At 45.0% G+C, this 22872-nt stretch carries 22 protein-coding genes; 19 read left to right on the forward strand and 3 right to left on the reverse strand.

Translation table 11 applies throughout. The features are described 5' to 3' along the window. Positions 1-8 precede the first annotated feature (8 nt). The 16 genes from MKX60_RS30735 to MKX60_RS30810 all read left to right on the forward strand — a co-directional run bounded on the left by MKX60_RS30735 (position 9) and on the right by MKX60_RS30810 (position 18223). Positions 9-1223 (forward strand): NAD(P)/FAD-dependent oxidoreductase, encoded by a 1215-nt coding sequence (locus MKX60_RS30735; RefSeq protein ID WP_341061998.1) that lies wholly within the window; start codon positions 9-11, stop codon positions 1221-1223. Between the two features lie 28 nt (positions 1224-1251). Continuing rightward, complete coding sequence (rd, locus tag MKX60_RS30740) at positions 1252-1443, forward strand: rubredoxin (RefSeq protein ID WP_149643966.1); 192 nt, start codon at positions 1252-1254, stop codon at positions 1441-1443. Between the two features lie 36 nt (positions 1444-1479). Next, complete coding sequence (locus tag MKX60_RS30745; protein ID WP_341061999.1) at positions 1480-2190, forward strand: Crp/Fnr family transcriptional regulator; 711 nt, start codon at positions 1480-1482, stop codon at positions 2188-2190. A 225-nt stretch (positions 2191-2415) separates the two neighbouring features. Next, entirely contained in the window at positions 2416-2622 is a 207-nt protein-coding gene (locus MKX60_RS30750; RefSeq protein WP_149643967.1) for a tautomerase family protein, read from the forward strand. Beyond that, the gene (locus tag MKX60_RS30755) at positions 2612-3568 is read left to right on the forward strand and encodes an ABC transporter permease (protein WP_341062000.1); all 957 of its coding nucleotides are present in this window, start codon (positions 2612-2614) and stop codon (positions 3566-3568) included. Before MKX60_RS30750 ends, MKX60_RS30755 begins: the two co-directional genes overlap by 11 nt. Positions 3569-3589: 21 nt before the next feature. Next, complete coding sequence (locus MKX60_RS30760; protein WP_143759319.1) at positions 3590-4474, forward strand: carbohydrate ABC transporter permease; 885 nt, start codon at positions 3590-3592, stop codon at positions 4472-4474. 64 nt (positions 4475-4538) lie between these two features. Next, positions 4539-5570 (forward strand): response regulator transcription factor, encoded by a 1032-nt coding sequence (locus MKX60_RS30765; protein ID WP_076283151.1) that lies wholly within the window; start codon positions 4539-4541, stop codon positions 5568-5570. Further along, complete coding sequence (locus tag MKX60_RS30770) at positions 5570-7366, forward strand: sensor histidine kinase (RefSeq protein WP_076298529.1); 1797 nt, start codon at positions 5570-5572, stop codon at positions 7364-7366. Before MKX60_RS30765 ends, MKX60_RS30770 begins: the two co-directional genes overlap by 1 nt. A gap of 47 nt (positions 7367-7413) precedes the next feature. Beyond that, positions 7414-8175, forward strand: coding sequence for an SDR family NAD(P)-dependent oxidoreductase (locus tag MKX60_RS30775; protein ID WP_076283149.1), 762 nt, complete (start codon positions 7414-7416; stop codon positions 8173-8175). After that, complete coding sequence (locus tag MKX60_RS30780) at positions 8172-10250, forward strand: heparinase II/III domain-containing protein (protein WP_341062002.1); 2079 nt, start codon at positions 8172-8174, stop codon at positions 10248-10250. The genes MKX60_RS30775 and MKX60_RS30780 overlap by 4 nt, the downstream gene beginning before the upstream one ends. A 2-nt stretch (positions 10251-10252) precedes the next feature. Further along, positions 10253-12547, forward strand: coding sequence for a DUF4962 domain-containing protein (locus MKX60_RS30785; protein ID WP_341062003.1), 2295 nt, complete (start codon positions 10253-10255; stop codon positions 12545-12547). A gap of 57 nt (positions 12548-12604) precedes the next feature. Further along, positions 12605-14161 (forward strand): extracellular solute-binding protein, encoded by a 1557-nt coding sequence (locus tag MKX60_RS30790; protein ID WP_341062004.1) that lies wholly within the window; start codon positions 12605-12607, stop codon positions 14159-14161. Between the two features lie 230 nt (positions 14162-14391). After that, positions 14392-15567 carry a serine hydrolase domain-containing protein gene (locus MKX60_RS30795; RefSeq protein WP_341062005.1) on the forward strand — a complete coding sequence of 392 codons (1176 nt, stop codon included), beginning with the start codon at positions 14392-14394 and terminating at the stop codon, positions 15565-15567. Positions 15568-15616: 49 nt separating this feature from the next. Next, a complete protein-coding gene (locus tag MKX60_RS30800) occupies positions 15617-16438 on the forward strand; it encodes an ABC transporter permease (RefSeq protein WP_339802453.1) in 822 nt (273 codons plus the stop codon). After that, positions 16435-17217, forward strand: a complete 783-nt coding sequence (locus MKX60_RS30805; RefSeq protein ID WP_339270278.1) for an ABC transporter permease — start codon at positions 16435-16437, stop codon at positions 17215-17217. Before MKX60_RS30800 ends, MKX60_RS30805 begins: the two co-directional genes overlap by 4 nt. Before the next feature lie 22 nt (positions 17218-17239). After that, positions 17240-18223, forward strand: coding sequence for an ABC transporter ATP-binding protein (locus MKX60_RS30810; RefSeq protein ID WP_341062006.1), 984 nt, complete (start codon positions 17240-17242; stop codon positions 18221-18223). A 5-nt stretch (positions 18224-18228) separates the two neighbouring features. Here MKX60_RS30810 and MKX60_RS30815 read toward each other — a convergent pair whose 3' ends face one another. Then, positions 18229-18798, reverse strand: a complete 570-nt coding sequence (locus MKX60_RS30815; protein ID WP_341062008.1) for a TetR/AcrR family transcriptional regulator — start codon at positions 18796-18798, stop codon at positions 18229-18231. A 163-nt stretch (positions 18799-18961) separates the two neighbouring features. On the opposite strand from MKX60_RS30815, the gene MKX60_RS30820 reads away from it, so the two are divergent. Genes MKX60_RS30820 through MKX60_RS30830 form a run of 3 tightly spaced genes read left to right on the forward strand, consistent with a single transcriptional unit; the run spans position 18962 to position 21169 of the window. Next, positions 18962-19897, forward strand: a complete 936-nt coding sequence (locus MKX60_RS30820) for a ketopantoate reductase family protein (RefSeq protein ID WP_341062009.1) — start codon at positions 18962-18964, stop codon at positions 19895-19897. Between the two features lie 24 nt (positions 19898-19921). Then, complete coding sequence (locus MKX60_RS30825; protein WP_341062010.1) at positions 19922-20563, forward strand: histidine phosphatase family protein; 642 nt, start codon at positions 19922-19924, stop codon at positions 20561-20563. Positions 20564-20578: 15 nt separating this feature from the next. Next, positions 20579-21169 carry a class I SAM-dependent methyltransferase gene (locus tag MKX60_RS30830; protein ID WP_076283139.1) on the forward strand — a complete coding sequence of 197 codons (591 nt, stop codon included), beginning with the start codon at positions 20579-20581 and terminating at the stop codon, positions 21167-21169. Between the two features lie 70 nt (positions 21170-21239). Here the strand turns inward: MKX60_RS30830 and MKX60_RS30835 are convergent, their stop codons facing one another. Continuing rightward, complete coding sequence (locus MKX60_RS30835) at positions 21240-21335, reverse strand: sporulation protein YjcZ (protein WP_197069771.1); 96 nt, start codon at positions 21333-21335, stop codon at positions 21240-21242. Between the two features lie 112 nt (positions 21336-21447). Beyond that, the gene (locus MKX60_RS30840; RefSeq protein ID WP_341062011.1) at positions 21448-22851 is read right to left on the reverse strand and encodes an RsmB/NOP family class I SAM-dependent RNA methyltransferase; all 1404 of its coding nucleotides are present in this window, start codon (positions 22849-22851) and stop codon (positions 21448-21450) included. Positions 22852-22872 lie beyond the last annotated feature (21 nt).

Genomic DNA, 22872 nt, shown 5'->3' on the forward strand with positions numbered 1-22872 from the left:
AACATAGGATGACAAAACATTACGTTATTGTTGGCGGAGGAGTAGCCGCCGTTCATGCCGCCAAAGCCATCCGTGATCAAGACGCAGAATCGGAAATTTCGATCCTCGGGGAGGAAAGTCAACTGCCCTATAACCGGATTAAGCTGACCAAAGGGCTGTTTACCGACCTGCACAGTGAGAAGGTGCTGATTAAAAAGGAAAAATGGTACCGCGATAACCGTATCTCCGTAAAAACCTCGACCCGAATCCGTTCTGTCCACCTGGACCGGCAAATAGTTGTGACAGAAGATGGGCAGAGTGTTTCTTATCATAAGCTTTTATTGTGTATGGGAGCGAAGAATCGTGCACTCTCCCTTGAGGGCTTCGCCCTGAACAATGTTCATACCCTCCGGGATATGAACGACGCGGACAGATTGAAAGAAAACCTGCAGGATGGCAGCCATGTAGCCGTAATCGGTGGGGGAGTGCAGGGAATCGAAACCGCTTGGGCGCTGCATGAAGCTGGATATCAGGTAACGGTGATCGAAGCTTTTCACCGGTTGATGGGCAGACAGCTTGATGAGAAATCCTCACAGCTCCTTAAAGAGAACCTTGAACAAGCAGGGGTGAAGGTTATTCTTCAAGCAGGTGTGGCGTCTATTACTGGAACAGCGTTTGTTACCGGAATAACATTGGACGACCAATCTCATTTTTCTTGTGAACATGTAGTCTACTCCATTGGTATTGTACCGAAAACGGAATTGTTAAGTGGCTCGAATATACAAGTCCGGCAGGGTATTATCGTAAATGAGTATATGCAAACAAATGATCCGCATGTGTACGCAGCCGGAGATGTGGCTGAAGTTAACGGGCATGTGGAAGGACTGTGGGGCGGAGCGATTGAGCAGGGCCGGATTGCCGGCAGTAATATGGTTGCCAATCTGACTGCGTATCGTAGAGCTGTTCCGGTTACCTTATTTAACGCCTTTGGCATCTCTTTATTTTCGATAGGCAACGTGGATGAACGGTATTGCGATACGGTGGTAAGCGGAGAAGAAAATGGGGCGTATACGCGTGTCTATGTGAAAGATAACACAATGATTGGTGCGATATCCTGGCAAGGGGCAGCTGCTTCTCTGGGGTATAAAACCGCTGTGGAGCAAGGCATCCCCCTTATGGGGGTCGATGTTAACGGGAGTAGCATAGTGGAAATTATGGCTGAAGTTCAAACCAGATTGAACTAAACTATTAACTTTTTAGGAGATGACAAAGATGAAAAAATATATCTGTCTACCATGTGGTTACATTTATGATCCGGCAGTAGGCGATCCCGATGAGGATGTTGTTGCAGGCACTGCATTTGAAGACTTGCCTGAAGATTGGGTCTGTCCGGTATGCGGTGAAGATACCAGTCATTTTGCGCCGGTTGAAGACAAAAAACTTCTGTATCCTAAAGGAAAATAGGAGTTGTACAAAAAAATGAACAACAGGGGGACAGTTATGAAGGAGTATTCTTGCCAATACGCTGCTGAACCTTGTACCCGCAAGGTGCCTATTTTTGCTGCGTTAAGCGATGACGATCTCTCCCGGATCAGCGCCATGATTAAGCATCGTAAGTTCACTAAAGGTCAACCTTTAATTCTGGAAGGGGCGCTGTCAGATACGCTCTACATTATTCAGCGAGGGCATGTTAAATTATCCAAAACAACTCCTGAGGGCAAAGAACAAATTTTGCACATCTTGACGAACGGAGACTTTTTCGGGGAACTGAGTATTTTTAACAGCGATGAGTTGAGTAACTTCAGTGCTTATGCTCTGAAAGACACTAACATTTGCATGCTGACCCGAACGGATATGGAGCGGCTGATGAGGGATAATCCGGATATTTCGCTCAGGCTACTGAAGAGTGTGACCAAAAGACTAGCCCATACGGAAAATCTGGCGCAAAGCCTGGCAACCAAAGATCCCGAAATACGAATTGCTTATATGATCATGGAACTCAGCGACAAATATGGTAAGCAGCGTGGCGCTCATATTCATATTGACCTTCCGTTGTCTCGTGAAGAGCTGGCCAGTTATGTTGGGGTCACCCGCGAAACCATTAGCAGAAAATTCTCAAGGTTTGAAGATTCAGGTCTTATTGAGCTAATCGGAAACAAGCAAATGCTCATTATAGATCCAGCCGGTTTGGAGAGTTATATGGGGTATTAAAATAGTAATTAAAAATCTAAAATGATAAAGCGGCATTTCTACCATAGATTATGGTAGAGATGTCGCTTTTATTTCAGGGGCTCGCTTGAATTGCAGCTCGATTATTACTGGTTATACCCTAAAGAAAACACAAGCTCACTCATAGAAACTCCATATTGCAAGCGCTTTATTGTAGGTAGAATGAGGTTAGATTCATTCACTATTCGAGGAAATGGAGGAAAGCTGATGCCACATATTGAGATTAGGATGTACGAAGGCCGAACGAGTAAGCAGAAGGAGGAGATCGTTACTGTATTCACGCGGGAGTTATCCCGAATTATTGAACGGGAGGAACAGTTTATTACCGTCGAATTTCAAGAAATTCCCTTAGATGAGAATGCTCCAGCGAACCTGCTGAAAAAAGGACCTATAGGAAACGGTTATGAAGGCTAAGTTAACCGGGATTGACCTTATTAACTACAAAGCCGACACTAGAAGGTCCCTGCTATCAAACATGTGGAAATTCAGAGCGCTTTATGTGATCGCGATCCCCGGGATTTTGTACTTTATCATTTTCAAGTACTTGCCGTTGGCCGGGTCAGTGATTGCGTTTCAGAACTACAACATTTTTAAAGGCTTTACAGGCAGTGAATGGGTGGGGCTTGAGCACTTTAAGACCATGTTTCAATACCAAGATTTTGGAAGAATCTTAAGCAATACGATCCTGCTAGGCTTGTATGATCTCTTATTTGCCTTTCCGGCTCCGATAATGCTTGCGCTCCTGTTAAATGAACTACGGCTTGTGTTTTATAAACGTTTTTTGCAAACAGTGGTTTATATGCCCCATTTCTTATCCTGGGTAATTGTGAGCGGCATCGCCTTGGGCATCCTCTCCCCTGGAACGGGGATTGTGAATCAAGTTTTACAAACCTTCGGCTTTGAACCGATTTATTTTCTTGGTGAAAATTCATACATCCGCACGATTTTGATCAGTTCCGGTATTTGGCGAGATTCCGGGTACGGTACGATTATTTATCTGGCCGCGTTGGCAGGAATAAACCCAGATCTTTATGAGGCTGCTGAAGTAGACGGAGCCGGACGCTGGAAACAAACCTTAGCCATTACGCTGCCGTCTCTGATACCGACAATTATGATTTTGTTCCTTCTCCATATCGGGAGATTTCTTGATCTTGGCTTCGAGCGGGTATGGGTATTCCTGAACGCGCTTAATACTGGGAACGGGGAGATTCTGGACACTTATATCTATAAGGCGGGGCTGCTGTCTCAGCAATACAGTTATACAACAGCAGTGGGGCTATTCAAGTCGGTAGTTGGACTCATTCTGGTGCTCATCGGCAACATTTTGAGCAAAAAAACAACCGGTGAATCGCTGTATTAATCGCTCTTTATGGAGGTAGGGATGATGAGAGTACGCTATACTCGCGGCCAGAATCTATTTAATGTGTTCAATCTATTGTTTCTAACCGCTCTCGCTTTGGCTATGTTTCTGCCGTTTCTGAATGTGATTGCCCAGTCCTTTAGCAGCTCTGAAGCAATTATTAATGGCAGGGTAGGCTTGCTGCCAAAGGACTTTACGGCGATCAATTATCAGTACGTTTTCAGCGATCATTCCATTTGGCGGGCGTTCGGTGTCTCCGTCTATATTACGGTGCTGGGCACCGCTATCAATCTGATTGCGACAGCGTCTCTCGCTTATCCGGTGTCACGGCCGGAATTCGTAGGACGCAAATATATTGTCATGATGGTATTGTTCACTATGGTATTCAGTGCCCCTCTTATTCCAAACTTTATCCTGATCAAAAATTTGGGTCTTATGAACTCCCTTTGGGCACTTATGATTCCGGGCGCCATCAGCGCTTTTAACTTTTTCGTGATGAGAAGTTTCTTCATGCAGCTACCTCAGGAGCTGATAGATTCCTCCAGAATCGATGGGTGTGGTGAGCTGCGGATCATTGTCAATATGGTACTGCCATTATCCAAACCGGTAATGGCCTCATTGGGGATTTTCTACGCCGTAGGGCACTGGAATACGTACATGAGCGCTCTGTATTATATCAACAAGCCTTCTTTATGGCCTCTGCAGGTGATGTTGAAGAAGCTCTTCGAGACGGACGATATCAGCATTGATCCGGCTTCCTCAGTTTATAGTTCTTTGGCCCACACCTCACCTGAGGGCATTAAAATGGCTGTTATCATTGTCGCTACTATTCCGATTATCATGATTTATCCGTTTCTTCAACGCCATTTTGTTAAAGGAATGATGGTCGGATCCGTCAAATCCTGATCTAATATAGTGTGGTAGAATAGGAACGCGTTAAGCGAGACGAATCGGAAGGTGGTATCCATGGATGAGATGTGTATTAATCGTAGACGACGAGCCCATGATTCGAAAGGGACTGTCTATCATGATCCAGCAATGCAGCGAGCATCCGTATAATATCAAACTTGCTCAGAATGGCGAAGAGGCAATTCAGCTCATTATGGAGGAACAGCCGGATTTTCTTTTTACAGATATCCGCATGCCCAAAGTCGACGGACTGGAGTTATGCCGGCGGTTGTCGGAGATGGAAACGGATATTCAAACCGTTGTTATCTCAGGTTACGGTGATTTTGAATACGCCCGCCAATGTGTGTCTTATGGAGTGAAAGAATATCTCCTGAAGCCCGTGAGCAAAGTGAACCTTCAAAATGTGATCGCCAAACTGGAAGCGTATAGAAAGAAGCTGGAGAGTTTTGTTTCTGTCGCTAAGATTGATGAATGGGTCATGCGTATGGATGATGCCATCTGGACCTTGGATAAAGAGAGGTTGTACCTTGTACTTCAGGAATGGGAAACTGACTTCCTCCAGCGCAAGATGAGCCGAAGTCAGCAAAAAGAGCTTTTGGAAGAGGGCTACGCCTTGCTCGTGAAGAAGCTCCTTGTCAATTCGGTCATACCCGGTAAAAGCGTGTTAGACTTGTCCGCAGCAGCTGGACCTGAACAGTTATTCCACTGCTTCGCAGAAGCGTCAGCAACTATATTGGAAGAACTCCGTAGAAAGCGCAAGGGCAAAGCGAAGGATCCGATAGAGGAAGCTAAAGCATTCATCGAAAAGCATCTCGCTCAGGAAGTATCGCTCGAGGAGGTGGCGGAAGTACTTGGTCTAAATGCCTCTTACTTCAGCCAGATGTTTAAACACTCGACGGGAGAGACCTTTGTACATTACCGCATCAAACGTAGGATGGAGAAGGCCAAAAGGTTGCTTGCCGATGCAAGCTTTCGGATAACCGATATTTCCTATGAGGTCGGGTATGCAGACCATCCCCATTTTACGAAGACATTTAAGAAGTTTACCGGGCTGGCTCCTTCTGAGTATCGCAACCAGCTGGGGATAGATTGATGAGAAAAAGTCTGTCGAACAAGTTGTTTGCCTCCTTTTTGACCGTTATTCTTCTTTCCTTGTCCATGGTTGGATTTATCTCCTATTTTCAGGCTTCGGCTGAGCTGGATAAATCTTCAGAGAAGTCCATTGCCCAAGTCATCCGAAGCGCGTCCTATCAAACGGATTTGTATTTGCAAAATTATGAAAAGGCTAGCGACTCCATCCTGTCTTACAATCAAGTCAAAGAGTTCCTGGATATGGACCCGGAGAATAGCTACTCCTACTATCAATATACGAATGATATTCAGAAGTATTTGTTTCGGTCTTTGTTTATTCTGTATCCCCAGATTAATCTGATATACGTTATCGGTGAACATGGCAAGGCCATTAGCGATGATAACTCAAATCAAGCGCATAGCCTGAAGTTTCATCCGCAGGAACGTTACCGCTTCTTAAGCGAGCATACGCCGGAGAGCGGCCGCATCACCATTCTCAACACGAATGTGATGAATGAAGGGGATAAGAACATTATTACGATGGTCCGCCGGATCAGAGGACTCGCTTCCTATCGCCCGAAAGGTATAGTAGCCATTGAATTTAAGGCAGAGGATCTGGCCCGCATATGGGAGCCTCTTGATCTGGGACAGGGCGGGTCCTATTTTATCATGGACGAATTCGGCAAGCTCCTATATCGGGCAGAAGGAAACAAAAACTATTCTGAGTTATCTGCTGAGCACATTCAGAACGTATTTCAACACCCAAATGATTCTATCGTGGAAAAGGTAGACGGGAAAGAGTATTTGTTCGTGTCGAGAAAATCCGATTATTCCAATTGGCAGCTTGTAGTATCCATACCGGTTGGCGAGCTGCGCAAGCCTATTTCTACCATTCGTACGACCACACTGGTGGTGGGAGCTCTTACGCTTGTTGGCACACTATTGCTTGCCATCTGGTTCGGACGATCCATCACGAAGCCGATCCTGATTCTTAAGGAAGGGATGAGGGAGACGGAAAAAGGCAGGTGGCGCAGGCTTGAGATGAACGGCCGTCAGGATGAGTTGGGGGGATTGATGCGCAGCTACAATCTCATGGTGACCCGGTTGTCCGAAATGATTGAGCGGGTATACGAAGCGGAGCTTACCACCCAGAAGGAGGCTCTGGAGCGTCATCAGGCTGAATTCCAAGCACTCCAGCTGCAGATTAATCCACACTATCTATATAACACTTTAGAGACTATTAAATGCTACGCGGTCGTTCAGGATTCGGATGAAATTACAGAAATAGTGGAAGCTATGGCATTTATGCTGCGCTACTCTATCCAAACCAACCTTGAGGAGATCAGGATTGCCAATGAGCTTAATCATGTTCTGAGCTACATGACGATTCTCAAACACCGGATCGGCAGGGAGTTCGAAATCGACGTTGTGATTCCACCGACGCTGCTACTGGCTAAGATGGTCAGGCTGACACTTCAGCCCTTGATCGAAAATATTTTTCAGCATGCGTTTCCTGAGGGAATTGAAGACAGGCATTATATTCGAATTGACGCCAGAATTGAGGGAGATCGGTTTCTAGTTTTCATAGAGGATAACGGAGCAGGGATGTCCCATGAGCGGCTTGTTAAACTTCGTGAGAAGCTGAATCTGAATCAGCTGGCGGATACGGAAGGAGACTCCCTCTATCATACCGGTGGGATCGGGCTCATGAATGTGCACCGGAGAATTCAAATGGTGTTCGGTGAACAATACGGATTAAGCGTCGAAAGCGTGGAGAATGAAGGTACTCGGTTGATCTTATCCATGCCTGCGGAGTGAGAAAATAGATGTGTTCAGACAAGACTATTACTAGGAGGAAATTAGCAATGAAAATTGACTTAACGGGTAAAATTGCGCTTGTTACAGGGTCCAATGCAGGGATAGGCCGGCAAATCTTGCAGACCTTGGCTGCTTCCGGCGCAAAAGTAGTTGTAAACTATTTGCTTGGTTCTGCGGAGGAGACGGTCGAAGGAATCCGTCAGGCCGGAGGAGAAGCTTATGCTTTTCAGGCAGACGCAACAAGTCCAGCCCAACTGGACAATATGGTGAAGGAAATAGAGGAGCATTTTGGCGGAACCATCGATATCCTCGTCAACAATGCGGGCGGTATGATCAATCGGGTCCCCAATACTGAAATGAACGAAGAACATTACAATAAGGTAATGGACGTCAATTTTAAATCATGCGTGTTTGCCTGCAAAGCTGTAGCAGCGGGAATGATTGCCAAGAAAAGCGGAAAAATCATTAATGTATCTTCCCTCGCGGCTCATGACGGCGGCGGACCGGGGGCTTCCGTTTATGCAGCAGGTAAAGCTGCAGTATGGTCTTATACCAAGGGACTTGCCAAAGAGCTGAGTCCTCACGGAATTAATGTAAACGCTATCTCTCCCGGATTTATCGGTCAGACCGCTTTCCATGCCACCTTTACCGCGGATGCGGCAAGACAGGCGACGATTGCGAAGATTCCGCTGGGCCGGGAAGGTGTCCCACAGGATGTGGGCAATGTGGCACTCTTCCTCGCTTCAGAGCTGTCGGATTATCTGACAGGCGAAATTATTGAAATTAATGGAGGCTTGTTCATGCGATGATGAACCTTAAGGAGAAAGCAGATACTTTTTCCTGGGTTGGTCTCGAGGTGGATAAATTGAAAATGGAGCTGGAACCCTTCTGGAAAGAAGAGATTCTGCTCCCGACAGAACCCGGTGGTTGGTGGCACCAATATGTGTGTCCCCAGCATCATACTGAGCTAATCTTCGATGCTATGGAGCGCAATGCGGTTGTCTTTGCTTGTCCGAAGGGCTGCAAGCTGGAAGGTGAACCCTACCGGGGAGCATGGTTGGTATACCGGCATCAGGCGATGGCGCGATATGCACTGCATGCTGCCGCGGTATTCGCCGCAGACGGGGAAGACTTCTATAGCGGCTTAGCCCAGAAGATTCTTGTCGGATATGCAGAGCAGTTCCCCTTGTATCCAGTACATCCCGATGCTCAACCCTGGATGCTCAGTGGCCGTGCCTTTCATCAGGCGCTGACAGAGGCTATCTGGTCCACCACGCTTATTCGGGCCTATCTGCTGCTTGTGGATCATGGAGTAACGTTCACTGGGGAGGAAGAGGTAAAGCTGCAAGTGTTCTTCTCGATGCTGGAGGAGAGTATGGAGCAATACCGCCACATCCTCATTTACGAGAATAAGAATGCAGAGAACAATTATACCGCATGGCTGAACGCTAGCCTGGCTTGTGTATATGCCGCCAAAGGTACCAGAGAAAAGCTTGCTTCTTTGCTGGAGGGAGAAGGCGGATTTTATCATCATCTGTCCATTGGCGTGAAGCCAGATGGTTTTGAATTTGAAGGCAGCACGTACTACCATATTTTTGTATTGCGGGCTTATCTCATAGCAGCCGAGATGTACGGGCGCTTCGGGGTTGACCTCTATGCTGCCAAAGGAGATCAGGGACAATCCATCCGTGGCATGTTTCAGTTGCTGGTAGAGCTTAGCGGCGATAACGGGGAGCTTCCAGCCGTGCATGATGGTCCTTATGCGCGCGTTCCTTTCGCCCGAGAAATTGCTGAAGTATTTGAAATAGGTATTGCGGTTTACAAAGACCCGAGTCTCCAGCCAATACTGGCGAATGCTTATAGGTATCTATATGGACAGGAATTAAGGACTGGTCTGGAGGCAGTGTTGTATGGAGCAGGTGAGAGTAAGGAACTTCAGACCAGTTACAGAGTGAGAGACTCTGTCCTACTGCCGGATTCCGGATTCGCCGTGCTCCGCCACCCGGGCAATCCGTTGTCCGTTCTGGCGGATTTCGGAGAGCATGGCGGATCACATGGGCATTTCGACAAGCTTCATATTACGATTATGCACCGATGGGGGGAGGTTGCTCCCGAGCTGGGTATGGTTCCTTATGGATCTGTTTTGCGCAAGGAATGGTATTCCGAAACCGCGAGCCATAACACGGTCACCATCGGAGGCTGCTCCCAAGCTCCACATACCGGAAGCTGCTGTCAATTCCGCCAGGAAGGCAACGCTACGTACTTATGGATTCGCTCAGACGGCGCCTATGAAGGAGCTGTTCTAGACCGGCATCTTGTTTTGGCCGACGGTTGGCTGCTGGATTGGTTTCATGTTGAGCAGGTGACGGAGCGGAGTCAGGAAGTAGACTTATGGTTTCATCCGACGGGACATTTGCTGTTACCGTTCGACCCTCACCGTGTCCAGAAGGATTCTCCGACAGTCCTTGGACTGGAAGCGGGTTATGGCTCAGTAGAAGTACTGTCCGCAATGAAAAATGAGACGGAATGTACGTTAAATACGGAGTGGAATATCCGTTATGATGGAGTGAGCACCGGCCGGGAGTATGAACTATCCACGAGTACTCTACTGGCGCCCAGCTCCACTATGTATGAAATCCGCACACCGGGTAATGCCGAAGATCCGAGTAGATTGCTAAGAGGCGTTATGCTTCGGCACAAAGGTCCGTCGGTTGAATTTATTACGGTTTATCGGGACGGTCACGAACCTGCTGTACTGAAGCTAGTGAGTCAGGTGGGCGAACCGCCCCGAATCCAGATAGCAACAACTGGGCAAGTAGTGGTCTATTGCCTTGACCCTAAAGAGGGACTGATTCAGGAAGAGTCCCGGAATACGGAGGAGTAGAGATGTTAGAACCTTTATTTCAACCTACCAGCGGCGTACTCGACCTGTCATATGGGCCAGATGAAAATACAGATGTTGGAGAGAATCCTCCACGGTTTACTTGGATGCCTGCATGTCTGGAAGAGAGTATGTATGAGCTGCAGATCTCCTCAAACACTGGATTTGAGTCTGAAGGTACGTTGACCTACAGTAGAATTCCCTATAATTTGTTTACCCCGGATAAGCCGTTGGCGCCCGGCTCGTATTATTGGCGATACAGTCTTATCGGGGATAATGATATCCGTTCCGAGTGGAGTAAAGTAAGAGCTTTTGTGGTGGAGGATGAATTGCCGCTAACGCCACTGCCTTCCCGAACAGAACGATATTCAACTGCTTCCGCCAACCATCCGCGGCTTTGGCTTCAAGCGGAGCAACTTCCGTCTTACCGGGAAGTTGTCCGCCAAGACCCCATTTCAACTGGCTGGGATGACTTCCTGAAGCATTCCGTTCTACCCTGGACAGAGCGCGATCTTATTCCAGAACCTGCACCGTATCCAGATAATAAGCGTGTCGCCAAACTATGGCGGCAGATGTATATGGACTGCCAGGAAGTTTTCTATGCTGTCCGGCATCTTGCTATAGCTGGAGTTGTGTTGGAAGACGAGTCGCTTATCGCCAAAGCTAAAGAGTGGCTGCTTCATGCTGCAAGCTGGAACACGGATGGTACCACCAGCCGGGATTACAATGATGAATGTTCCTTTCGCATAGCCGGAGCGTTGGCATGGGGCTATGATTGGCTTCACAGCTCTCTGACGGAAGAAGAACGCCTTAAGGTAAGGCAAGCGCTACTGCGAAGAACCGGGCAGATCGCTTTCCATGTCATCGAACGTTCCCGAATCCATCAAGTTCCTTATGACAGCCATGCGATCCGCTCTTTATCCTCTGTGCTCGTTCCCTGTTGTATTTCCATGTTGGGCGAGGAGGAGAAAGCTCAGGAATGGCTTGATTATACGCTGGAGTATTTCTCCGCCATGTATACCCCATGGGGTGGCAAAGATGGCGGGTGGGCGGAAGGTCCGATGTATTGGACCACTCAGATGGCGTTCGTTACGGAGGCGCTCAATTTAATTCGCAAATACATGGCAATCAATTTCTATGACCGTCCTTTCTTTCGCAAAACCGGTGATTTTCCGCTCTATTGCTTCAGTCCTGATACCGTGAGAGCCAGCTTCGGCGATCAATCTTCGCTGGGAGATCCGGTCAATCTCAAGACGGGCTTCAATATCCGCCAATTTGCCGGTTTAACCGGAAATGGGCAGTACCAGTGGTATTTTGAGCAAACTAAGGAACTGAACCCCGACACCCAGATGATCTTCTATAACTACGGCTGGTGGGATTTCCGGTTCGATGAGATAGTTTATCGCACAGATTATCCGCAAATTTCTTCAGAGCCACCGGTGGCTGCAGAACCTCTGAAGTGGTTTCAGGATGTGGGATGGGTCGCCATGCATCATCGGATGGAGGATCCGCAGGAACATATCATGCTGTTGGCCAAGAGCAGCCGTTACGGCTCTGTGAGCCATAGCCATGGGGATCAAAACGCCTTCCTGCTGCATGCCTTCGGCGAGCCTTTGGCTATTGAAAGCGGCTATTACGTTGCATTCAACAGTACGATGCATATGCAGTGGCGCAGGCAGACCCGCTCCAAGAACGTAATTCTTATTGACGGCAAAGGCCAATATGCTGGCACGGACAAGTCGAAGAACATGGCAGCCTACGGCAAGGTGTTGAAGGCGTACAGTACGCCCGGAATCAACTACACGCAAATGGATGCCACCGAAGCCTACCGCGAGAATGTACCCTATATCAAGCGGTATGTGCGGGAAATATTCTTCTTTGATAGCGCTTACTTTGTTATCACAGATAGTGTCGAGCTGGAACGTCCGGGAAAATTGGATTGGCTATTTCATACGCTGTATCCCATGAAGTTGAAGGATCAATCCTTTAAAGTAAATGGTAAAAAAGCTCAAATGGAAGGCAGATTTGTCTATAGTTCCTCGGGAGAAATGGCACTTAGTCAAAGCAATCAATTTACCGATGTAGATCCGAAAGAATGGGAAGGGCTGCCCGAGCATTGGCATTTGACTGCATCTACCCAAGAGGCTGTAAGTCATCGGATCGTCACTCTTCTGATTCCCCAAAAAGCAGGAAGCCGGGATTACGTATCGTACTTTATGGACGATCAGGACCATGGGGTTCATGTCTACTTTACGAATCAGGGAATTACCCACCGGGTTGAGATCCCAAAAGCTTATTAGTCTTAACATATCTTCATTTTACGTATACACCCCATTGTACAAGGAGAGGGTTATATTATGAAAAAATGGATTGGCATCTGTCTGGCTACCGTAATGGGTGCTACCGTTATTGCAGGTTGCTCGAACAAGGACAAAGAAGAGACTGCCGGAGGTTCGTCAAATACGCCGCAGAAAACTGAATTCTCGATCTCGATGCGGACGCTGGCTTTTAACTATGTTGAGAAATCCCCCGACTTGAATAAGGACAAATGGGTGAAAAAGCTGGAGGAGATGACAAACACAGACTTGGATATAGTGTTGGTTCCTCATAAAGAGTTCGAGCAGAAAATGGTGCAGATGTTCGCCACTAATGATATTCCGGATGTCGTTCAAGGCTCGGGCGGCGTAAATGGCAAGGAAATGGCTGGTTCCGTTGAAGCTGGTGTGTTCATGCCCTTGGATGATCTGCTGCAGCAAAACGGCCAGAACCTTTTGAAAGTAATCCCGAAGGAAGCTTGGGAGAACGTCACCTATCAAGGAAAAATTTACGCAATACCGGAGTTTCTGTCCAATCCATCCCGCCGTGCGACTTGGATTCGTAAGGATCTGCTGGATCAAACCGGCTTGCAGGTTCCAAAAACGGTTGATGAGTACTTGAATGTGTTACGTGCCTTCAAAAAGCTGGGGATAGAGAACCCTTATATGGGCCGTCAAGATTTCAAATATGCTGATGCGTTCTTTGGCGCTTATGATGTTTTTCCGTACCTGACTATGTTCGAGGAAGTAAATGGCCAGATTCAGCCGAAGTTTATGGATAGCGAAAATATGATGAAGGCGTTACAAACCTACAACACCATGTATACAGAGGGTTTGATCAACAAAGAATTCGCTACTATCAACCCGACCAACTACAAGAATGCGATCCTCTCAGGCAAAGCCGGTATGTGGACGATGAATGCAAACGAACTTCTACAATGGGAGCAGCAATTGAAGGCTTCAACGCCATCCGCCAAGCTGGAGATTATTGCTTCGCCAGTTGGACCTGACGGAAAAGGGGGTTCCTATTTGTACGGCTCCGCTACGCGCACCTACTTTATCAAAGAGGGGACGAAGAATGCTGCGGATATTGTGAAATTTTTTGACTGGATGCTGAGTGAAGAGGCAGAAACCTTCTTTACCTTTGGGATCAAGGATGAAACCTATAAGGAAGAGAACGGCAAAATCGTATACACTTCTCCTACGGATTCCGTTGCTGTAGATGAGGAGCGTTACCGTCAGTCTTTCCTCTGGTTAGTGCAGGATACTACGTATAACAAGGGTGCCCTTAATACGACAGAAGAAGGCAGAAGCTTGATCAATGTATATGATACTATTCTGGCTAATGAAGGCCGTGATGGAATTCAATTCGACCCGCGGCTTGATGCCTTGGTAAAGAATCCAGACATTGCACCTAACTCGGACACTGCTCCTCCGGTGCTGCTGACGCATATGGTAAAGATGGTATATGGGAAGGAGCCTATCAGCGACTGGCCGAAGGTTGTAGAAGAGTGGCTTTCCAAAGGCGGCAACGATGTCATCAAAGAAGCTACAGAAAAGTATAATAACAAAGTAGGCGTTACCATGCCACGCAGATAAATTTACCTTCCTGAGGAGCTGACGGTTAAACCGGGCTCCTCTTAAGGTTATAGAAGACGCAAACCATACATATTGAAGTGAGATCAGTATAGAATAGTTAAATATAAAGTTGACCTTCCAGTTCGTTAGATTTTGTTGTAACAATAGTACTGAAAAGGTATTATTAATAAGCAATATATTACATTTTTGAGAATTGACATGGCTTTTCATAGAATACTAGAGGAGTGTGAATGATGTTATCAACTACAGAGCTTAGCAAGCTGCACGAAGCGAATTATAGGGAGGACCGTTTAGAGGCACTTAATCATTTTTATGAGGATCTCTGTAATAAGAAAGTAGCAGATGGCTATATTTATTCTCTTAGTCGTTATGGAAAAATATTTGCTAATGGAGCGGGGGGACGCTTCAGTTACGAAGAAGATAGCGACCAAGAATTAAAAACGGATACAATTTTTCGAATCGCTTCTATTACCAAGCTGTTTACGGCAACAGCGATCTGGCAGCTGGCAGATGATGGCAAAATTTTTATGGGACAACCAGTTAGTTCTATTCTTCCGGAGTTTGATGCCGATCCTTTTAAGCCGATTACAATTGCTCATTTACTGACTCATACCTCCGGCATCGCACCTGATCATGGCACTATAAGTGATACCTACTATAAAAGTGCATGGTGGTATATTTATGAATCAGAGCTTGGAAAAGAAAACTGGATTAAAGCTGGACTTTCCTATGGCATTCGTTTTCCGGTAGGGACTCAATGGATGTATTCATCGTTCGGATACGTGGTTCTTGGTGCAATTATTGAGAAAATAACAGGTGTTTTTGCAGAAGATTACATAATGGACAACATTGTAAAACCGTTAGGCATGACAGATACTTTCTTTGATATACCGCCTGAGAAAGCTGGTAGGATCGCTATTCGTTCGGAAGAAGCCAAGGAATATCTTCTGAAGCTGCAAAACGGGGAAATTACGGATGAAGAACAAAGGTCTGAGGAAGAAATCAAGACTCCCGGAACGGGTGGGGGACTGTATTCAACCGTTAATGATCTACAAAAGTTCGGAATCATGCTGCTTAACCATGGGGAATACGAAGGTGGTCATATCTTAAGTCGGATGGCTGTTCAGAAAATGACCAAGCGGTTCAATTCTGAAAAACTTCCAAACTACGCATGGGGAGATGGAGGAGCGGATAGACCATACGGTCTTGGGCCAGACCTTCGATATAATGAAAGTACATCTTATTCTGAAGGCACTTTTTTTCACGAAGGATGGGGGTCTTGTTCTTTGGTCGTTGATCCGGTAGAAAAGCTGATTGCCGTTTGGTATATCCCTTTTCATAAAAATATATGGGACGGTAGAGGGATTTTCGGTACAAACAATGTGATCTGGTCCGGACTCGAATAAGAATAAGATTATATGTTGTGAGATATCAAAGATAGGCAGGATGTGACTTATGTTTGAGAAGATAAAGCACCGCTTTCGCGTTATGAGAGCGGTTGCTTTTGTTACTTATAAGGAATGGAGTGCGTACAGAACGCATTCGATGGTTTCTATTTTTGTAGGCCCGGTATATTTTTTAGTGCAGTATTATATATGGAGCGCTGTTTATAGCGGAGAATCCTCTATTAACGGGATGTCGCTCTCTCAGATGCTCTCTTATTTTTGCGCTACGATGTTGATCAACTACTTGACCATGGATTTTGCCGATTGGAACTTGCAAATGCTCATTCGCACCGGGAAATTCATTACGTTCTCTTTAAGACCAATGAATCATATGTTCTATGCATTGTCTCAGAAGGCAGGGCATAGGGTACTTGGGCTTCTATTTGAATTTATACCCTGCTTTATGATCTTCTTGTTTATTTTTCATATTGATGTTTTACCCGCAAATTTACTATACGCAATGCTATCGATAGCTATGGCGTTCATGATGAATTTTTTCATCCACTATAGTATTGGAATGGTGGCCTTTTGGATGGTGCAATCCTCCAGTATTCGTAACTTTTTCAGTCTTTGTGAGGGGATATTCTCAGGATCACTGATTCCATTAGTCTTTTTTCCAAAGTCCTTACAGATGGCTTCCTTTTTCTTACCGTTTCAATATACGACCTTTCTGCCTGCAATGGTCTATACAGGTAGCTATACTTTAGCTGATATAACCTTACCTATTCCCCAAGTTTTGTTGCTGCAGCTTGTAGCCGTTATTATTGCCGGAATAGTCTGCCGGGTGTTGTATGCGGTATCGCTTAAGCATTTTACGGGGGTGGGCGCATGAAACGTATGTATCTAATATACAAAACTTGTATGAAGGCGAATATTGCTTCTGCGATCACCTATCGCGTTAATTTTATTCTTAATAGCCTTATCATGCTCATAGGGAATGTATTGTTTCCCCTAGTAACGGTGTTCATCTATAATTCGAATGCTTCATTTGAAGGATGGACCTTTAAAGAGGCACTATTAATTCAATCCGTTTTCATTTTGTCTACGGCTTGTGCCGGGATTTTTTTTAACGGAATCATGTGGAATACGATGTCCCATGTAGTGGAAGGAACGCTGGAAGTGGTATTAATTAAACCAACCTCGAGCCTTTTTCTGCTGTTGGCCAGATCTTTTGAGTTCGAAAGTATCGGGCTTTTAGGTGGAGGAGTAGTCATGTTCGTTTACGCACTTAGCGGAATCGATGGGATGACCTTCAGCTCTTGGTTATTGTTCCTGTTATTGTTTGGAGCAGGGCTGCTTGTCATGTTTGGCGTGGCGCTCATTGTTGCAGCGATTTCCTTCAAATGGGTGGCGAATTCCCGCTTGCCGGAGATGTTTGAGAGCATTAAGTCTTTTGGACGCTATCCAGGGACGATTTTCCCTAAAGCAGTCGTAGCCGTGAGTTCTTTTCTTTTTCCGGTTTCCATGATTGCTTACTTTCCTGCATCTACACTGCTTGGACGATGGGAAGCTTATTTTTTTATAGCGATTATCCCTTGTGTGTTATTTGCGGCCTTCGGAATTTGGCTCTATACGTACATGCTTCGTAGTTACAAAAGTGCCGGAGGATGAATTTGTATGAAGGAGAATTACATTGGACATTATTACCGTCAAGAATTTAACTAAGCAATATGAAACGTATCACCGTGGACAAGATGCAAAAAGCGTATTTAAAAGTCTGTTTCACCGTGAAAAATCGATTATCACCTCTGTAGAAGATCTTTCGTTCAGTGTTGGAAAAGGAGAGATCATTGGCATTCTGGGGCCAAACGGTGCAGGTAAATCTACGACTATTAAAATGCTGACAGGCGTTCTCTATCCTACATCAGGAGAAATAAATGTTCTAGGATACAACCCTCATAAGCAGAAAAATCAATATGTAAAGCAAATCGGAGTGTTGTTCGGACAGAAATCGCAGTTAATATGGGACATTCCTCCTTTGGATAGCTTTTATATGAACAAGGAAATTTATGATATTCCTACGAATGACTTTCGTACAAGACTAGATCGATTTGTAAGTATGTTTGAGATTGGTGATATTATCACTAAGCCTACGCGCACCCTATCACTGGGAGAACGAATGAAATGCGAGTTTATTATGGCAATGCTTCATTCTCCGCCAGTGGTTTTTTTGGATGAGCCGACGATCGGGCTGGATGTTATAGCTAAACAAAGAATCAGAGAATTCATTAAGCAAATGAATCAGGAAGGCACCACATTTATTCTAACGACACATGACTTGGAAGATGTGGAGCGTTTGGTGCAAAGAGTACTAATTATTCATCAAGGTAAAAAAGTATATGACGATAAGTTCTCCGAACTTCGACTTCATTTAGGCGCTAAAAAAGTGGTCAGGCTTTCTGCAGCTTCAACGATTGGAGATATTGACCTGCCTGGGACTCTGATATCGGAAAGAATATCGGACTACGAAGTGGAATTAGAGATCGATACCGAGCAGTGTAAAATGGGTGAGTTTCTTCATATTCTTAGTGAAAAGGTAGAGATTCTTGATATATCCATTAAGGAGATTCAAATTGAAAAGATCATCAGCTCCATTTATGAGATGGATATGGGATAATATTTTCAAGCTTGAGAATGGATCATTTGCAGATTCAGATCTAGCATTGACCATAACTTTTCAGTAATTTCTTTTGCAGAACAAGGATTACTATGGGTAAACCACCATTCAATCACTCCGACAGTTGCCGAACTCAAAAATTGTACGGATATATCCTTACTTAACTTATCTAGGTTTAAATTGTTTTCTAAGAATTGTGTTTTGATTTGATTATTTATCATATCTTGTAATTGGTTTCTAAAGGAGAGCAAAGCTTTGTTTTTTAATAAAGTCTTATAAAAGAGAGCGTTTTCCTCCAATTGTTCCAGCGTGCGGAGTAATGATGCCTTAGAGGGATTAGGGTCGGTTTCATCCTCCACTGCGGAGCAGCTTTCGATTAGTTGCTGGAGCTGAGCCGCTAGGCATTTATCCATCAGATCATATTTATCCGCATAATGGGAATAAATCGTTCCGCGGTTTACATCAGCGCGCTCTGCGATTTCGTTAATCGTTATTTTTTCAAAATCTTTTTCAGCCATTAGTTGAATTAATGCATTCATGATGGCTGTTTGGTTTTTTTTAATTCTTCTATCCATGGTAATACTCCCTTTTTATTAAACAATGTATTGTATTTTGTTGAAAAATCAACAAAACCGATCAAACTAACGATTGAACCCTACCGGAGATGTGATAATCTGATTTTATCGAACAGATGATCGAAATTCAACAAATGTCTAAAAAGGGATAGAGGAGTTAGATATGAGAATATTAGTTTTCGGAGCGGGAGTTTTAGGCAGCTATCTTGCACATGTCCTGGTGCGTGGGGGAAACGATGTCACAGTGCTTGCCAGAGGGAAGCGTGCAGAGCAATTGACGAAAGACGGTCTTGTACTTCGCCATTATTTTCAATGTAAAAACACTATAGATTCTGTAAAAGTCATCTCAGAGCTTCAACCGGATGACCACTATGATCTTATTTTTGTTGTTATGAAATACAATGATTTTCCGGCCGTATTACCTATTTTAGCTAAAAATCAGAGTCAGAATATAATTCTTGTGGGTAATAATGGCGATGCTCACGAAATGCAAAAGGATCTTCAGGAAATGAGCGATGTAAGAAAAAATATACTCTTTGGATTTCAGCTTAGCGCAGGAATTCGTGAAGCGAGCGGTCGAGTTATCAAAATACATGCAGGTGGGCAAATGGTACTTGGCAGTCTTGACGGTGAGATCCCAATAAAACTCTTACTGGAAAAAGCGTTTGAGAACGCTAAGTATAAGCTAACTTATCATGAGGATATGGATGCTTGGCTCAAAAGTCATATCGTGCCTATAGTGGCTTTGAACTCCCTTAATTATCTTCATGACGGGGATTTGAAAAAGGTATCTAAAGATAAGAAGCTATTAAAACAAGCCATTTCAGTAATGGACGAAGGGTTTCAAATGATGGAGAAGCTAGACTATACGATCACTCCAGCAGGTCAAGTTGACTTTATTCGAAAACATAAACAGGGTGTATACTATGGTCTGAAAATAATTCATAAATTACCCTTTATGAAATTTGTAGATGGTTCTTTCAGCGAAATTGCAGCTTTGTTTAATTCGTTTGATAAGTTGAAACAACAAGCAAACATTGCGACGCCCCAGTGGGATCAACTTCAAAAACAAGCGATCTCGAAGTATAATGCAAAATAATCTTTTTTGGGAGGTGTACAATCGATGACTATATATTTTATACGGCATGGAATAGATGATGAAGGCTATCGTGGGGGTTGGAGTCAACGTGGACTTGTAGTAGAGGGCTATAGACAAGCCGAACGACTTGGTTGTTATCTTAAGGAAAATCAGTCTAGCTTTAACATCACTCGTATCCTTAGCAGTGATTTGCAGCGTGCGTTAGATACAGCAAATGAGATCGCCAGAGCGCTAAGCTTGCCTGTTGAAAGCAGTCAGTCTTGGAGAGAAACGAACAATGGTGTAATCGCTGGAATGCCCCATGAAATTGCAAATGAACGATACCCGGGTCTCTATTTCTCAGAATTAAGAATGGATGAGAGATTTCCAGGAGGAGAGAGCCCACAGGATTTTTTTACGCGAATTAATACAAGTTTCTCAAAACTATGTAATGAACTGGAGAGTACTGATCCAAAAGAAAATGTAATTGTGGTTACGCATGGTGGCGTAATTAATATTATTTATCATATTTTAAAAGGGCTAACGTGGACCAATAAGAATGCCCATTTCCCGACTTCATATACAAATATTCATAAAATAGAATATCAAGTAGATAAGTGGGTAGTTACAGCTGAAAATCTTACGGAACATATATCAAGTGATCAGGCTGCTGGTTTGTCCAATTGATTGGGAGGTACAAATATGGGATTATTGAATGCACTGATCGATCAAGCCAAGAACCCGAGAGGATTCGTGGGGAATATCATGATCAAGATCATGAACCGGGCACATTCCAGCATAACAACGTGGGGGCTTAAAAAAATAGAAGTGATGAACAACGCACCTATTTTGGACATAGGCTGTGGTGGCGGTCAAACTATACATATGCTTGCAAAACATAATAAATATCAGGAAATCTACGGCATAGATTATTCTCAGCAAGCTGTGGAGACATCCAATCAAAAAAACAATAAGGCTGTTGCCGCAGGTAAGGTGAAGATTAGTCAGGGAGACGTATCGGCTTTACCGTTCAATGATGGATTTTTCGGGACGATCACGGCTATTCAGACGCATTATTTCTGGCCAGATCTTGAACAAAATATAAGTGAAGTGTTTAGGGTGCTGAAGACAGGCGGAACGTTTGTTATTATTTCTGAGGTCTATAAAATCAATTATCACATGAAACAATACACAAAAAACGAAGAGATAGATCAGTTATTTCGGAAAGTTGGCTTTCAAACGGTAAATATTCACGAGAATAACAAATGGAGATGTTATGCTGGAAAGAAATAAAGCGGCCGCACCGCCCTACAAAGGACGACACAGCCGCTTTAATTTCACCGTCTAATTAGCCGGATTGGTATTAAACGAACAACGAACGGGAAATGATTACGAGCAAGATAAAAAGTACCAAGATCGCTCCAGTCGAAGTGAAGGCTCCTCCATGAAATTCACCCATGTTAATTCCTCCTTACCATATGTCTTTGTTCTCAAGTGCTGCGGCGGGTGTCGCAGCTTTCTGAGATAATGACATCATATGCCAAAGTGGACTGGATGTACTGGTCTATGGCCTATTGCTCGTCAATATGGGCTTTTAAGATGCGAAGTCCTTTAGGAAGATGATTCTTAAGTTGGCCTGCACTTGCTTTGCCCCAACTTATCGGCAATCCATCTAAAGTTACAAGTGTCCATCCATGTAATTCCACCGGCACTGGTAAGCTTTCTCCCCGGAGCCAAGCATGTATTTCCAGCCCCCCACTACTGAGATCAAAACTACGTGTTACTTGTGTGTGCTGAATCGCCATCGCTAGGGCGTGAGCGGGTTCAATCCGATTTTTCTTCAAATGGGCAATATGTAGCCCGGCACGAGGAATACGCAAACCATCCAGCAGCCCAATATGGAGGTTGCCATTAAAGGATTCAGGCAGTAAATATAGGGATTCTCCGAACAGCAGAGGGACGCCTTGATATGAGAAACCAGGAAGCTCTAACGAAGCCCAGTCTTGGAATAACTGGTATGCATCGCGAACGGAAGAATTTATTTTTGGGTTGCTTTTGCTTCGACGCTTTTTGGTGCTGCGTTTGACGTCATCGTTAACGTTGTTTTCGGTAACACTGTGCTTACGTAGGAGTGCAACAAAGTGGCCTTCGCCTTTTTCTAAATGTGGCCAAAGGCGCTTGTGGGTAAGTAACTCCATATCGGGGTAACGATCCGTCAATCGGGCAATGATCTCCTCATTCTCTTGACGGTTAAAGGTGCAAGTAGAGTAGGCTAGAGTCCCCCCAGGCTTAAGCATAAGGTAGGCGTCTTGCAGGATGTCCCATTGTCTCGCCGCACACATAACCACATGGTCAGGAGACCACTCTTGAACGGCATTTGGATCTTTTCGAAACATGCCTTCTCCTGAGCAAGGAGCATCCAGCATAATTCGGTCAAAAGCAAGTGGAAAGCGCGAAGACAGCTGCTCTGGCGTTGCACAGGTTACGAGGGTATTCTTAATGCCTAAACGTTCTACGTTCTCTGCAAGAATTTTTGCGCGCTCTGGATGGATTTCATTAGAAATTAAGAGGCCTTGTCCTTGCATTAAACCAGCGATATGCGTAGTTTTACCCCCTGGAGCTGCTGCAAGGTCGAGGACGGTTTCACCGGGTTTAGGTGCCAGCAGTTCAGCTGCGGACATTGCGGAAGGCTCCTGAATATAATATAGTCCAGCAGCATGGTAAGGGTGCCTGCCTGGTCGAGCGGGCTCTTCATAATAATAACCATCAGGGCACCATGGGATAGGTTTCAGATCAAACTGTGAGACTGTGCGTTCTACTGCGACTTGACATGAATCTGAGATACTTTTCAATGGATTAAAGCGAAGTCCCTGCGTTCGTGGAGCTGAATAACTTTCTAGAAAAGCATTTGCCTCTTGCCCCAGCATTTCTTGTATATATGCGGTGTAAGAGGCAGGCAGCTGTTCTTCCTTCATAGATCATTCTCCTTTTTCTTA

The sequence above is a fragment of the Paenibacillus sp. FSL R5-0914 genome, from assembly GCF_038004525.1.
Lineage (GTDB): Bacteria > Bacillota > Bacilli > Paenibacillales > Paenibacillaceae > Paenibacillus_AQ.